This is a genomic window from Syntrophotalea carbinolica DSM 2380, from assembly GCF_000012885.1.
Taxonomy (GTDB): domain Bacteria; phylum Desulfobacterota; class Desulfuromonadia; order Desulfuromonadales; family Syntrophotaleaceae; genus Syntrophotalea; species Syntrophotalea carbinolica.
In genome coordinates this window covers 2,801,005-2,814,465 of the sequence record NC_007498.2, presented here as the reverse complement: position 1 = coordinate 2,814,465, position 13,461 = coordinate 2,801,005, and the positions used below count along the sequence as shown (strand labels likewise).

Annotated in this window: 11 protein-coding genes; 7 read left to right on the top strand and 4 right to left on the bottom strand. The window is 53.2% G+C overall.

The features are described from left to right. Nucleotides 1-208 precede the first annotated feature (208 nt). Nucleotides 209-1,453, top strand: a complete 1,245-nt coding sequence (locus PCAR_RS13060) for an NAD(P)/FAD-dependent oxidoreductase (RefSeq protein WP_011342152.1) — start codon at nucleotides 209-211, stop codon at nucleotides 1,451-1,453. 25 nt (nucleotides 1,454-1,478) lie between these two features. On the opposite strand, the gene PCAR_RS13055 is transcribed toward PCAR_RS13060, so the two are convergent. Beyond that, nucleotides 1,479-2,609, bottom strand: coding sequence for a KamA family radical SAM protein (locus PCAR_RS13055; RefSeq protein ID WP_011342151.1), 1,131 nt, complete (start codon nucleotides 2,607-2,609; stop codon nucleotides 1,479-1,481). A gap of 978 nt (nucleotides 2,610-3,587) precedes the next feature. Here PCAR_RS13055 and PCAR_RS13050 point away from each other — a divergent pair. Both PCAR_RS13050 and PCAR_RS13045 read left to right on the top strand, forming a co-directional pair. Continuing rightward, entirely contained in the window at nucleotides 3,588-4,394 is an 807-nt protein-coding gene (locus PCAR_RS13050; RefSeq protein ID WP_011342148.1) for a uridylate kinase, read from the top strand. A gap of 97 nt (nucleotides 4,395-4,491) precedes the next feature. Beyond that, nucleotides 4,492-4,698 carry a hypothetical protein gene (locus PCAR_RS13045; RefSeq protein WP_011342147.1) on the top strand — a complete coding sequence of 69 codons (207 nt, stop codon included), beginning with the start codon at nucleotides 4,492-4,494 and terminating at the stop codon, nucleotides 4,696-4,698. Nucleotides 4,699-4,818: 120 nt separating this feature from the next. On the opposite strand, the gene PCAR_RS13040 is transcribed toward PCAR_RS13045, so the two are convergent. The 3 genes from PCAR_RS13040 to rpoH all read right to left on the bottom strand — a co-directional run bounded on the left by PCAR_RS13040 (nucleotide 4,819) and on the right by rpoH (nucleotide 8,427). After that, the gene (locus PCAR_RS13040) at nucleotides 4,819-6,378 is read right to left on the bottom strand and encodes an acetyl-CoA hydrolase/transferase C-terminal domain-containing protein (protein WP_011342146.1); all 1,560 of its coding nucleotides are present in this window, start codon (nucleotides 6,376-6,378) and stop codon (nucleotides 4,819-4,821) included. Between the two features lie 256 nt (nucleotides 6,379-6,634). After that, entirely contained in the window at nucleotides 6,635-7,372 is a 738-nt protein-coding gene (locus PCAR_RS13035) for an outer membrane protein assembly factor BamD (protein WP_011342145.1), read from the bottom strand. Nucleotides 7,373-7,566: 194 nt separating this feature from the next. Beyond that, a complete protein-coding gene (gene rpoH / locus PCAR_RS13030; RefSeq protein WP_011342144.1) occupies nucleotides 7,567-8,427 on the bottom strand; it encodes an RNA polymerase sigma factor RpoH in 861 nt (286 codons plus the stop codon). A gap of 359 nt (nucleotides 8,428-8,786) precedes the next feature. Here rpoH and PCAR_RS13025 point away from each other — a divergent pair, with 359 nt between their 5' ends. From PCAR_RS13025 to PCAR_RS13010, 4 genes are all read left to right on the top strand, one after another. Beyond that, complete coding sequence (locus PCAR_RS13025; RefSeq protein WP_041531879.1) at nucleotides 8,787-9,383, top strand: tRNA (mnm(5)s(2)U34)-methyltransferase; 597 nt, start codon at nucleotides 8,787-8,789, stop codon at nucleotides 9,381-9,383. A 138-nt stretch (nucleotides 9,384-9,521) separates the two neighbouring features. Continuing rightward, nucleotides 9,522-11,312 (top strand): DNA helicase RecQ, encoded by a 1,791-nt coding sequence (gene recQ / locus PCAR_RS13020; protein ID WP_011342142.1) that lies wholly within the window; start codon nucleotides 9,522-9,524, stop codon nucleotides 11,310-11,312. Nucleotides 11,313-11,444: 132 nt separating this feature from the next. Then, nucleotides 11,445-12,275, top strand: a complete 831-nt coding sequence (gene xthA, locus PCAR_RS13015; protein ID WP_011342141.1) for an exodeoxyribonuclease III — start codon at nucleotides 11,445-11,447, stop codon at nucleotides 12,273-12,275. A 270-nt stretch (nucleotides 12,276-12,545) separates the two neighbouring features. Then, the gene (locus PCAR_RS13010; protein WP_011342140.1) at nucleotides 12,546-13,172 is read left to right on the top strand and encodes an OmpW/AlkL family protein; all 627 of its coding nucleotides are present in this window, start codon (nucleotides 12,546-12,548) and stop codon (nucleotides 13,170-13,172) included. The last annotated feature ends 289 nt before the right edge of the window (nucleotides 13,173-13,461 follow it).

Sequence of the window (13,461 nt, the reverse complement as noted above, 5' to 3'; positions counted from 1 at the left end):
GCACGTTTTCCCGCGTTATTGTTTACCTTCCGTAAGTTTTTACAGTAATTTTTCCTGCAGGCGTCCGTCGGTCTTGGGAACCACCCGGGAGGCCGGCGGTGTGCCCCTTTTCCGGTTATCTTTCTTTAAGGGAAGCAATAAAAGCAGGTGTTTGTATGATATGTTGATAGGATCGTAATGGGTAGATTTCATAGGGAAAGGCAGGCGCATGGGAGAGGATACGCCATCCGTTTCGGCGACTTTGGTTGACCTGAAACAGCAGTCGATTGAAACTCTTCCGGTTCAGACCTGGGATGTTATCATCGCCGGTGCCGGACCGGCCGGGAGTATCGCGGCCATTACCCTGGCCGACATGGGGCACCGTGTTCTGTTGACTGATCGGGACTGGTTTCCGCGCAGTAAGGTCTGCGGGGATTGTCTCACTCCAGGCGCCATGCGCATATTGCGGCGTTACGGGCTTTTCGATGCAGCGCTTCATGCAGGCCACCGTTGCACGCAGATGCGTATTTACAGTCCGGCACATGTGCGTATCGATGTCCCCGGCGATTACCTTACCGTAAAACGTGAAATTCTCGATCAGTTGTTGGCCAGAAAGGCTTTGGCTGCCGGGGTTACTTTTGTCAGGGGGACCGCCGCAGCCCTGGAAAAACGTGGCGACGCAGAAATTGCGGTGCGTTTCAGGGAAGGCCCTTCCATGCAGGTAGCGCGCTGCGGCCTGTTGGCTACAGGCGGACGGTTGGCATTGGCGCAAAAAAGCGGCCTCGTGGCCCACCCTGTGGCCAGTGGCGCGGCCGTACGTTGTTATGTCCGATCCCGTCTGCCTATTAAGCATATGGTCATTGCCTGTGAGCGCACCATTCTGCCCGGGTATGCCTGGATCTTTCCTGTCGAAAAAGATTTATACAATGTGGGCTGTGGTCGGTTCATGTATCGTCAAACCGAGCCTCACCTCCACCTTAAACGTTCTTTCCACGCATTTCTCCATACGTTTCCGATAGCGCGCGAATTGATGGAACAGGGGGATATGGAGACGCCGCTTAAGGGGGCTGTGTTGCGCAGCGGTTGGCAGCATATAGGTCCCATGGCCTCCGGGGCCTGCCTCGGTATGGGGGAAATGGTCGGCACCACCTCGCCATATACGGGTGAAGGCATCGGCAAGGCCATGCAAAGCGGTGTGCTGGCAGCGAAACTTGTGCATCGTTGCCTGCGGAAAGGTGACATGTCGGAGTTGCTTCGCTATCCCGGGTATCTCCGGCTTTTACGCGGAATGTGTTATGACGGTTTTGAGCGTACCCGCAAATGGTTCGAACACCCCCTGTTGGTCGACTTTCTAGCCCACCGCATCAATCACAGTCCTTATCTGTATGATCGTTTCACAGCCGTCCTGCAGGAAAAAAACGACCCCGCCCAGGTTTTTTCCTGGTGCGGGGTCTTGCGATCTCTGTGGCGCTGAAAAATTTTTGAACGAGTGGGCGATTTTAACAGAATGCGCTTTTCTGGTTGCTCGCCAGGGGCTGCGGGTCGGTGTAGTCATCCAGCCAGAAAGCCTCGGGGTTACGAGGGAAGGCCAGGAGTTCCCCTAGATTTTGTTGCGGATCTGCGGGCCTATGGTAGCGGAAGAATACCTGGTCGTCGGTCAATCCCGCAACTTCGATTTTTCCGGTGGCGTGGGATAAGGTGTAGCGGCAGCGGCGCGCCAGCCCGGAGCAGTTTTGGTGCGCTTTTGCGAAAATGGCGTATCCCTCTTCGATGGGTACGGTATAAGCGGCATTGCCTTCTGTCGGCCGGCACTGGAATACATAATAAGGGGCCACACCCATATAAGACAATTCATTGAAGAGTTCGGTTAAGACCTCCGCTGAATCATTGACTCCTCGAATCATGGGGGTTTGATGCATGACGGTTACCCCGCTTTGCAGAACCAGATCGAGGGCGCGTCGGGCTTCCGATGTCAGTTCCCTGGGATGGTTGAACTGCGCCATCAGATAGATGCGACGATTCGGTTGACTATGCGCTTTGAACATCTCCAGCAACTCCGGATCATCCAATATCCGGAAGGGGTTAAAGGCGGGCATTTTGCTGCCGATGCGGATGATGCGTACGTGTTCGATGGCGCGCAGCTGTTCAATGATTTCAGTCAGTTTACGTGTCGATAGCAACAGCGGGTCGCCACCTGTAACCAGAACATTATTGATTTCCGTATGTTTGCGTATATAAGCCAGTCCCGCCGAAACGTCTCTGGCAACTTCCTGATTGTCATCCATAAACAGACGCTTGCGAAAACAGAAGCGACATAGAGCTCCACAGACATCGCTGACCAGCAGTACCGCGGTATCCGGGTATTTATGCTCGAGCCCCGGAGCTTTGGAATAGAGGGATTCTCCGGAGGCATCGAGCTCGCCCCAGGGTTGTAATTCGTCTGCGCTGGGGATGACGATACGCCGGATGGGGTCCTTGGGGTCGTTCCAATCGATGAGAGACTGGTAATAGCCGTTGGAGCGGAATGCGTAACGTTTTTGCACGGCTTTAAGCTTTTGACGGTGATGCTCTTCAAGCCTGTTCAACTCCGGTATCTGATCAATATTGGTAATATACTTTTTATGGCTCATGTGGCCCTCCTTTCCCATGATTTTTACCGGCTTGCGACGGGGCAGGTGTACCAGGTTTTCGGATGATTCCGAAACGGTCCGGACAGCCCTTTAAAAGTGGATTGCACAGCGGCAAAGGGGAATTCGCGGTATTGATGAAAATGAAAAAACGGTACGGAATCTGAAAATCTTGTCTGCTGAGGTTGTTCCGCGGGGTTCGCCACCATGTTACACAAGCGAAGTGTATACATGGAATTTTTCAAACGTATTTATACAGAGCATAACATGGTTTGTTTTGTTTATCAATGCTGCAGCTGCTTAAGTTCTACTGGAAACCCGATATGTCATTGGGTTTCCAGTAATGCTTAGACCTTTCTTTGGATAGATATTTTGCTGGCCTGAGTTGTGTTTTTGTGAGATGGTCAGCTGTGTGTATACGGTATTTTCGGAGTCGGATTTAGGAGCTTTCCGGAGAGGGATATTTTGCCGGATTTGTCGTTGTTGTACCGGCACAAAGGGTGGTGAGGCACTGAAAATCGCTATATTGGGGAAAACGACTTCCTGATTGTCGTTATTTTTCTCCATTAATTGTTATTTTTAGTCATTTTTACGCCGTTGAAATTATTTTAGAAAAGTTATTGACCAAAAAAAACACCTGGTGCTAATATGTTTCCACCGAATAGGTTGTACGGCCCTGCCGTTTAAGTCTCTCGGTCTTAAAAAAATCTCCCCGGCCGCTATTCCGACTGTGGCCATTTTCTCCTCCTCCTGATATCCGGTCGTTGCTTACGGCCCACTGGCCAGCGCGCATTAAAGCGACGCTGGCTTTTTTTTTCCGCAAATGATCGTAAGTTCTCAAACGCTCATGATGTGTTACATTTCATTGTGATAGGTTTAGCGACCTAACCATTGTTCTTCGGTTCAGGGCTTTGCTATAGTGCGCCTGTGAAGTCGATGTTCGAAGTTGCCGACAAGAATGACGATCCCAGAGGAGGATGTATGGCCAAAAGGCATGAAGTGAACAACAGGTTGCAGGGTGAGACCCTGGTTCGCAAAGGATTGATGCAAAAGCATGATCATATTCAACCGATGCGGCTGATACCGGATCTGCAAGTGGTAAAAATAGGTGGTCACGGTACCATCGATTTCGGCCGGGAAGTGGTTATGCCGCTGCTGGAGGAGATTGGCGAGCAGGCTAAAGACCATAAGATGCTGGTTGTTACCGGCGGCGGTGTCAGGGTGCGACATATTCTCGATGTCGGCATCGACCTTGGCATGCCCACGGGAGTGCTGGCACAGTTAGCCGGTAAAATCAGCGAGCAGAATGCCGAAATGGTTTCTTTATTGCTCTCCAAATGGGGCGGGACGCATATTGATAGTGCGGATATTCTGGACCTTCCCATGTTGCTTAAACTTGGGTTGTTACCTGTTACGCATGGAACCCCTCCCTATGGACTCTTTGAACATCCGCCCGAGTGTGGCTTGATCCCGCCCCATCGCACGGATACCGGGGCATTTTTGATGGCTGAGGTGCTTGGAGCCAAAAGTTGTATTCTGGTCAAAAACGTAGACGGCTTGTATACGGAAAACCCGTTGGTTAATCCCGACGCCGATTTGATCGAAGACATCACGGTGGATGAGTTGCTCGCCATGGACTTGGAAGATCTGGTGATGGAGCGGAAATTGCTGTATCTGCTGAAAGATGCGAATAGTCTCAAAGAACTGCGCATCGTCAACGGTCATAAGCGCGGCAATGTCGAGAAAGCCCTTCGGGGAGAAAAAGTAGGTACGATTATCCGCGTTTGAGACGGTTGAACTTGCAGTTGTTCCAGCCTCGTGGTATGGGTGAGGCATATGTATCTACCGCAAACGAAGTGCGGTACACCCTAGACAGGAGGTAGTTATGAGTGGCAAGATTTTTTATCGTGAGCGGCGCAAGGTTGTCGATGGCGCCAAACAACCGCGCTATATTCTCGTCGCGGTGGCGGATGTTAATCTTAAGATGTTTGGCAAGCATCTGCGGATGAGCGAAATGAAAGCCATTGCCGAGGCAACCGGTGCCGAGTTGGTGGCTTTGCCTCGTGGCGGCAAGCACGATAACGACGAATAGTGTTGGCAGAAATCATCTTCTGAAACAACAGCCCCCGGCCAATAGGTCGGGGGCTGTTGTTTTTTGGGCAGATACCCGTGAAAAACGATGTAGCAAAGAGAACAGTTGCCGCGAACGGTATCAGTCCCAGGATCCGATTTTCATGGTGCCGTGGGTAGCCAGGTGTTGCTGCATGCGGAAGACCCTGTCGAGCATATGCGGCTCGTGGCCGACTCCGCGGCTCAGGCATTCGTGGCTGGCCCGATCCAGATAATCCTGCAGCAAGGGGCGATATTCCGGGTGGGCGCATTTGTCGATGATCAGTTGTGCGCGGTCGCGGGGACAAAGACCGCGCAAGTCGGCCAGGCCCTGTTCGGTGACAAGCACATCGAGATCATGCTCGGTATGGTCGACATGCGGAACCATCGGTACGACGCAGGTGATCCCGGTGGGGTCGGTTTTGCTCGGGCGCACCGAGGGCGAATGCATAATGGACAGGAAGGCGTTGCGCAGAAAGTCGCCGGAGCCGCCGATACCGTTGATCATGCGTGTGCCGCCGACCAGTGTCGAGTTGGCGTGGGCGTAAATATCGAATTCCACGGGGGTGTTCATGGCGATAACGCCAAGACGTCGAATCATTTCCGGGTTGTTGGCCAACTGCTGGGGGCGCAGCACGATCTTGCGGGTGTATTCATCCCAGTTGTTGTAGAATCGCTCAAACCCATCGGCCGAGAAGGACAGGGATGTGGCTGAGGCATATTTGAGTTTGCCGGAGTCGAAAAAGTCCAGCATGGTGTCTTGCAGAACCTCTGTATAAACGGTCAGGTCGCTGAAGGGGCCTTTGACCAGATCCCCGACGACCGCGTTGGCGATGTTGCCGACGCCTGATTGCAGAGGCAGCAGGTTGGCGGGCAGGCGTCCGGCTTTAACCTCGGTTTGGAAAAAATCGAGAATGTGGCCGGCAATACGTTCGGAAACCGCATCGGTGGCACCCAGCGATCGACCGTTGTCAGGTTCTTTGGATTCGACGATGGCGATGATCTTGTCAGGGTTGCAGGGGACATAGGTGGTACCTATGCGGTCGCCAACACGGCTGATCAGGTAAGGCTGCCGATGGGGGGGCTGTTCCGGCAGCACGATGTCATGGAGCCCTTCATAGGAAGGGATGGTGGTGTTCAGTTCGATAATCAGATGCTCGGCCGACTGGATGATTTCAGCGGCAATGCCTACGGATCCGGCAAGGATGATATTGCCTTCCTTGGTGATGGCACTTGCCTCGATGATGCCGAGATCGATTTTCCCACCGAGATCCTTGGTGTAAAAACCGTAGCCCAGGTCCTGGGCAAACATGGACAGGTGCTTGTCGTGCATACGGATGCGGCCGGTGTTGATGCCTTTGCGGATGTTTTTGCCGCTTTGATAGGGCCAGCGGCGCTCGATCATGTCGAGGGAAGCCCACCGATCCTCGGTTTCGGTTCCGACGGAGGCGCCAATGAGCAAATTGAAGCGCATCTTGCCCTGCAGGCGGTTGGTTTCCACGTAGTTTGCCAAAGCTTTAGGGATAGCTTTTGGGTAACCTACGGGCGTAAATCCCGACCAACCCAGGGTCATGCCGTTTTGAAAAAGGGGCAGGACCTCAGCGACGGTTTTTATACGTTCTAAAAGGTTCGGGTAGGCGATACGGTCATGCAAAATGCTCATGGTTTAACTCCTCGGTCTGATACTTCGGTCCCGTATCCGCCAGGACAACGAGCGGTTGGCGGTCCCTTATCCTTTCGCGTTGGATGCTTCAAAAGAAAGGAAGGTCATGAAGGCGGGCCACGAAGCTGCAACGGACCGGCAAAAGTAGCCGGTCCGTTGCGTTGTCTATCTAAATCAAAACACTATGTGTCGGAGTCTGAAGAGGGCTTGAGTGACGCTGTGGCCCATCTTCAGAGTTATAAACGGTTTGTCTGCGTCAGAATTCCTCACGCAGAATAGTTTTCGCCTCAGCAGCGAGCGGGCTGCGTGGAAAATCGGCGATCAGATTTTCAAAAGTGGCAACGGCGAGATTGGGGTGGCCGCTATCCAGAAATGTACGCCCCAGGTAGTAGTAGACCTGGTCTTTGTCGGGGCACTCGGGGTATTTATCCAGCATTTCGGTAAGACGCCCGATGGCCGCTTTGTGCTTTTCGAATTTATAATAAAAAAGACCGACGTACAGTTCGTTGGCGGCCAGATGGTTTTTGCAGGCCCGAACTCTTTCCGGGGCGATGCGGCTTTCGGGAGCGTCGGGATAGATTTTGATCAGGCTCTCGAAGGTTACCAGGGCATTGCGGGTTGCAGTCTGGTCGCGGTCGATGGCCAGAATCTGGTTGAAATAGGATTCGCCCAGTTGAAAAAGAACGCGTGCCGACTGTGGCGTCCCCGGGTGGCGTTTCAAAAAGTCTTCGTAGCCGGCCGCCGCCTCCACATAATCTTTGTTCGCAAAGTGCGCATCGGCTATGCGCAGTTCCGCCCGACGATTCAAAGCGGCGGTTTCGTAGATCTCCATCGCCTTTTCGTAGGACTTGATGGCATCCTGGTAATCCTCGTTGGCGAAAGCCAACTCACCCCGATTGAAATATTCCTCGGCAGTTTTCGCTTCGGGGACGGTGGCCGTCGAGCAGGCCGTCAGCAAACAGGCAACGGATAAAAAAGCAATGATGAATTTCATGGGTGATGGTTCCGCCTATGTAGGTGTGTCGAAGGGTGGAGTTTGTGTTCGGGACGCTCAGAGGGGCGACGCGCAAACGAAAGAGCGGTCAGCGGCTTACCCGTGCAAGCATCAAGCCCGCTAAAGATAAGGGATTTGTTGAGATTTGTCAATCGTACAGCATGCGGCAAATCTCTTCCCCGGGCATTCAGGCTTCAGTGGGTCAGCAGGCAGGGCGCGTTGGCGGTGAGGGTCTTTCGAATTTTCTCCAGCGCATTCTTTTCCAGTTGGCGAACCCGTTCTCTGCTGATGCCGAAATCGTCCGCCAGTGCCTGCAAGGTCCGCGGCTCTTCCTGAAGGATACGTTCCTCCACAATGCGGCGTTCCCGATCGTTCAACTCTTGCAGAGCGCCGTGAATATGAGAGGTCGTTATCTGCTTCTCCTGCTGTTTGATGAGTAACTCCTCCTGGCTCTCTCGCTCGTCGGCCAGCGAATCGAGCAGGGTAAAATCTTCGCCCTCGACAAGCCTCATGTCCAGAGACGTATCACGTCCGGCCATGCGGCGTGCCATATCTTCTACCTCATCGTCACGCACGTTGAGTTCCCGGGCGATGGCCTTGGTATCCTCGCTTCCGGTCATGCGCTGTATGGCGCTGCGTACCTGGTTGAGTTTGAAGAAAAGTTTTTTCTGGGCCTGGGTGGTGCCGATCTTGACCAGAGACCAGTTGCGAATGATGAAATTATGGATGTAAGCGCGAATCCACCATACGGCGTAGGTTATGAAACGTAGCCCGCGATCCGGGTCGAACTTTTTAACCGCTTTCATAAGGCCGATGTTGCCCTCCTGGATGATATCCAGAAGTTTCAGTCCGTAGCCCCTGTATTCGTGTGCGATTTTGACGACGAATCGCAGGTTGGCGCAGATCAGCTGCTGGGCGGCTTCAATGTTCTGGTTGCGATGGTAGTCCTGGGTAAGGCGAAATTCTTCTTCCTTGGTCAGCAACTCAAAGGCTCGGATCTGGGCAATGTAAAGCGACAGGTTGTCCGAAGAAACAGGTAGCGGCAAGTTATTCATGTGTGTCCGTCTCCTGATGGTGAAGAATGGTTTTAGCACTCGTTGATGGCGAGTGCTAATGTTTATACCAGATTTTGGGTGCCCGATCAACCCTTCCAAGGGAGTCCGGGCTATGATCACCGTTGGTTGACAGGGGCTGGGGGAGCGCACATAATGGGCGCGTAGTAGATCTGCAGCTTTCCGGTCGGGGGCTTGAATTTGAGTTTTTTTTGAAGTTTTTTATCTCGGAAGGTCCTGTTCAGGGGCCTGGTTGACAGGTGGTGATGGATTTTAACACGCAGCATCCTGAAAGTTACGACCGCTGGAAAGATTGTGACAAGCTGGCCAGTAGCACGTCTGCTTCGCAGCAGCTTACAAATATGACCTGTTGGGCTCATTTGCTGCTGGAACCGGTGTTAATTCCCGGCGGATTGGCTGTCGATCTGACGGCCGGCAACGGGCACGATACCCTGTTCCTCTGGAGCCGAGTCGGTGCCGAAGGGCAGGTGCTTGCCTTCGACGTCCAGTCTCAGGCCTTGCTGAATACCTCCAGGCGTCTTTCGGAGGCCGGTGCAACGGTGCAAGGTGTGGATCCTGGCCAGCCCGTGCAATTGCATGGGGGTGGCGTTTTCCTGCTTCAAGCCTGCCATTCGTATCTGACACAGCTGCTCGATGCGCATCCCATGGCGGTCATGGCCAATCTCGGGTATTTGCCCGGCGGCGACCATGGGGTGATAACGCATCGGGAAACCACTCTCAAGGCGTTACACAGTGCAGCCGAACTGTTGGCTGTGGGCGGTCGGCTTGTCGTGACGGCCTACCCGGGCCATGCCGGTGGCGCTGAGGAGAGCCGGGCGGTGCTGGATTTCTTTGCTTCCCTCGATGCGCGCCAGTGGTTGGTCCTCAATTTTTGTTCCACCAATCGACTCCAGGCCCCCCTGCTGCTGGTGGCGGAAAAACGCCGTGCCGGTGAATGACGTCGCCGGTTTTTAGCAGGGACGGCGGGTTGGAGGGGCTTTTTCAGCTTGTGTGCATCGGGAAACTCGGGATGCAGCCTGCGTGATTTTCATAAGGGAAACAAGCTTGTGAACTTATTTTCCGATAAAGGTTCCCATATGCCGTCAGATCCCCTCGATATATTGAAGCGTGTTTTCGGATTTCAATCCTTTCGTCCTTTGCAGGAAGAAATCGTCGCCCGCATCCTTGATGGGCAGGATGCCTTCGTGCTGATGCCCACCGGTGGCGGTAAGTCCCTGTGTTTTCAATTGCCGGCGTTGCTGCGGCAAGGTGTCGGTATTGTCGTTTCACCGCTGATTTCCCTGATGAAGGATCAGGTCGATGCCCTGCGTGCCAGTGGCGTCCGAGCTGCCTATTACAATTCTTCCTTGGGCCAGAAGGCTGCTCGTCAGGTGCTGGCCGAGTTGCATGCCGGCCAGCTCGATCTTCTTTATATCGCTCCGGAACGGTTGATGAGTCCCGGATTTCTCGAGCGCCTGCGGGACATGGACGTTGCCTTGATCGCTATTGATGAAGCGCATTGCATCTCTCAATGGGGTCACGATTTCAGGCCGGAATATACCCAGTTGGGAGTGCTGCGCCGATCCTTTCCCGGTGTGCCCCTGGTGGCCTTGACTGCCACTGCCGATGTACAGACCCGTCAAGATATTCTGTCGCGTCTGGAGCTTGACGATGACGATTGTTTTGTCACCAGTTTTGATCGGCCCAATATTCGCTATACGGTTTTGGAAAAACATCAGCCGGCCAGGCAGCTTATGAAATTTCTTGCAGGGCACGGCAGCGAGGCCGGGATCGTCTATGCCTTGAGTCGCAAGCGCGTAGAAGAGGTCGCGAAGAAACTTTGCGACGCAGGATTGTCGGCCGCAGCTTACCATGCCGGTCTCGGTGATGGCGAAAGACAGCGGGTGCAGGACGAGTTTTTGCGGGACGAGCTACAGATCGTGGTAGCGACGGTAGCTTTTGGCATGGGGATCGATAAATCCAATGTTCGGTTTGTCGTGCATTACGATCTGCCCAAAAATATCGAGGGGTATTATCAGGAAACCGGTCGCGCCGGTCGCGACGGACTTGCGGCGGAGGCCCTGTTGTTGTTCGGTTACGGGGATATTGCCCTGTGTCGGGGGTTGATCGAAAAAGGCCATAACGAGGAGCAGAACCGTATAGAGTTGCACAAGCTCAATGCTATGGCCTCTTTTGCCGAAGCGCTCACCTGCCGCCGCCAGGTGTTGCTGGGTTATTTCGGTGAACATGCCACCGAGGATTGCGGCAATTGCGATATCTGTCTGCAGCCACCCGAAACCTACGATGCGACGGAAGACGCGCGCAAAGCATTGTCGTGCGTGTACCGGGTCGGTCAGCGATTCGGCGCCGGGCATGTTATCGACGTACTGCGCGGTACCCGCAATGAGCGCATGCTCCGGTTGGGACATGATCGTCTGTCCACCTACGGTATTGGTGCCGATGTCAGTCGCGATGCCTGGGGCAGCCTTGTGCGTCAATTGGTGCATCGCGGTTATCTGTATCAGGACGTGGGGAATTATTCGGTGCTGCGCTTGACGGAAAAGGCGCGTCCTTTGCTGCGTGGCGAAATAACCCTGCAACTTGCCAAACCGCGCATCAAGGTAAAGGCGGTTAAAAAGCCTTCGTCCCGGAGTGCCAGCGAGTGGTCGTACGATGTCGCTTTGTTTGACGCGCTGCGAACATTGCGTAAGCAGATAGCGGATCATGAACACGTGCCGCCTTTCGTGGTGTTTTCCGATGCCACCCTTGCGGAAATGGCCGCTCGGAGACCGCGGGATGAAGCGGCATTGCTCTCCGTTAACGGCGTCGGCCAACGTAAATTACAGCGGTACGGCGAGGACTTTTTGGCCCTGTTGATCGATTACTGAAGTTGCCGGGAAGAGCAGGTTTTTGATTTGCAGAATGATGAAGGGCGCGAAGAATATCTTCGTGTGCTTCGTGGTGGGAAGATTTTTTTTAATATGTGACCAATGTCGTACAGACGGTCAGAAGGGAAAGGGATGAAGATCGTTTCGTTCAATGTGAACGGCATCCGTGCCCGTTTGCATCAGTTGCGGGCTGTCATTGACAACCATTCGCCGGAAATCATCGGGGTGCAGGAAACCAAAGTCACCGATGCGGATTTTCCGGTGGATGCGATTCGCGAACTGGGATACCACGTGGAATACCACGGACAGAAAAGCCATTACGGAGTTGCACTGTTGTCGCGGCAGGCTCCGGTGCAGGTGGTCAAAGGCTTGCCGGGGGATGCTCAGGATGCCCAGCGACGACTGATCGGTGCCGCCTATGAGACCGAACATGGGGAGCCGCTTTGGGTATTCAACGCTTATTTCCCCCAGGGCGAGTCACGGCAACATCCGACAAAGTATCCCGGCAAGGAACGTTTTTACCGGGAACTTGGCGATTTCCTGGAAAGCAGGTTTTCACCCGAGGCTGACCTGATTGTTATGGGAGACGCCAACGTGGCATTTCGGGATGAGGATATCGGTATAGGTCAAGACAACGCCAAGCGCTGGCTGCGCACCGGGAAATGCAGTTTTCTTCCCGAGGAGCGGGACTGGCTGCGGCGGCTGTTCGATTGGGGACTGGTCGATACCTTCCGGCAAAGTCGGTCCGATGCCGCGGAACTGTTCAGCTGGTTCGATTATCGCAGCCGCGGTTTTGAAAAGGATCCCCGCAGAGGCCTGCGCATCGATCTGATTCTGGCCACTCAGGTTCTAAGTCGTCGATGCTCGGGGAGCGGTATCGACTACGGGATTCGCGGTATGGAGAAACCCTCCGACCATTGCCCCATCTGGGCCGAAGTGGATTTGAGCCTGGCCGGGATATGAGTGCGTGTAGGTGTTTTGTCACAGTTTATTAGAGAAACGTTTCGTTTTTGCGCATTGTTTAACCCGTTTTACAACGATGTTATAGATTTGTTTTAAATATTACGTATACGGAAATATGCTGTTGACAAAGGTGTTTACACTGTTTTATACCACTTAATGTTTGTTCCTACCTTGAAGTGGGTTATGGGGGCATTCATTAAAAACCTGATGTTGAGGAACGGCGTGGTGTCGTTCTTTTTATTGGAAAATTTTTCCATATGGAGGTAAGTCGTGAAAAACAGAATTGTTGGTATTGTGTTGGCGGCCATGATGGTCGTGTTCGTGGCTTCGGTTGCTACCGCTGCCGATGACTTCAAGCGTTACAGCGTTGGTGTGCAGATGATGTTCCTTAACCCGGATGTTGACTCTGTCAACCCCACAGCTTCCTTGATCAGTGCCGAGGACACCATGACTGGTGGCCTGACCCTGGAATATTTCTTCACCCCTAATTTCAGTACTGAACTGGTGGCTGCTATTGCCCACGTTGATCTTGAAGTTGGTGATAATAAGGTTGGATCTGGTGAAGCCTGGCTGTTGCCCCCCTCCCTGTACATCAAATACCATCCGATGCCCCAGTGGAAAGTCAGCCCCTATGTCGGTGTTGGCGTTGACTGGGTGTATGCTTGGGACGAGACTGTTGTTGTGGGTGGCCAGCGTTATAGCCTTGATATCGAAGACAGCTTCGGTTGGGCTGCAAAAGTCGGTGCCGATATCAAAATTACCGAAAATCTCTATGCTAATGTTGACGTTATGTACCTTGATAACGAAACTGAAGTTAATTCTAGTGCCGGGCTTGATGGTACAGACCTCGACCTTAAGGTCTGGAGCTACAATATCGGTATGAAATACCGCTTCTAAAAGTTTGATCTGCAATGATCATTGGGGGGCCTGCTTCGGCAGGCCCTTTTTTGTTTTTTTCCAAAATAGATAGAAACTTGAATTGTGCGGCATGGCCGAATCAAAATCCGAAAGTTCGAATCGGGGTGATGGTTTATCGGGATATGTTGCATTGTCGTGCGCGTAAGAAAGAAGTGGGACTTGCGTTTATTGGAAAGCGGATAAGTTTCCGAGCAACTTCAAGTTCATGTCACGCAAGGCCTCGAAGGCGCTAAGAAAAGCTAAAGACCAAAAGATTCAATTCGGGGTA

Excerpts from the sequence above, each read along its gene's own strand:
- PCAR_RS13035 (WP_011342145.1), bottom strand. The coding sequence starts at position 7,372 with ATGAAATTCATCATTGCTTTTTTATCCGTTGCCTGTTTGCTGACGGCC.
- PCAR_RS13040 (WP_011342146.1), bottom strand. The coding sequence starts at position 6,378 with ATGAGCATTTTGCATGACCGTATCGCCTACCCGAACCTTTTAGAACGT.
- PCAR_RS13055 (WP_011342151.1), bottom strand. The coding sequence starts at position 2,609 with ATGAGCCATAAAAAGTATATTACCAATATTGATCAGATACCGGAGTTG.
- xthA (WP_011342141.1), top strand. The coding sequence starts at position 11,445 with ATGAAGATCGTTTCGTTCAATGTGAACGGCATCCGTGCCCGTTTGCAT.
- PCAR_RS13045 (WP_011342147.1), top strand. The coding sequence starts at position 4,492 with ATGAGTGGCAAGATTTTTTATCGTGAGCGGCGCAAGGTTGTCGATGGC.
- rpoH (WP_011342144.1), bottom strand. The coding sequence starts at position 8,427 with ATGAATAACTTGCCGCTACCTGTTTCTTCGGACAACCTGTCGCTTTAC.
- PCAR_RS13060 (WP_011342152.1), top strand. The coding sequence starts at position 209 with ATGGGAGAGGATACGCCATCCGTTTCGGCGACTTTGGTTGACCTGAAA.
- PCAR_RS13025 (WP_041531879.1), top strand. The coding sequence starts at position 8,787 with ATGACCTGTTGGGCTCATTTGCTGCTGGAACCGGTGTTAATTCCCGGC.
- recQ (WP_011342142.1), top strand. The coding sequence starts at position 9,522 with ATGCCGTCAGATCCCCTCGATATATTGAAGCGTGTTTTCGGATTTCAA.
- PCAR_RS13050 (WP_011342148.1), top strand. The coding sequence starts at position 3,588 with ATGGCCAAAAGGCATGAAGTGAACAACAGGTTGCAGGGTGAGACCCTG.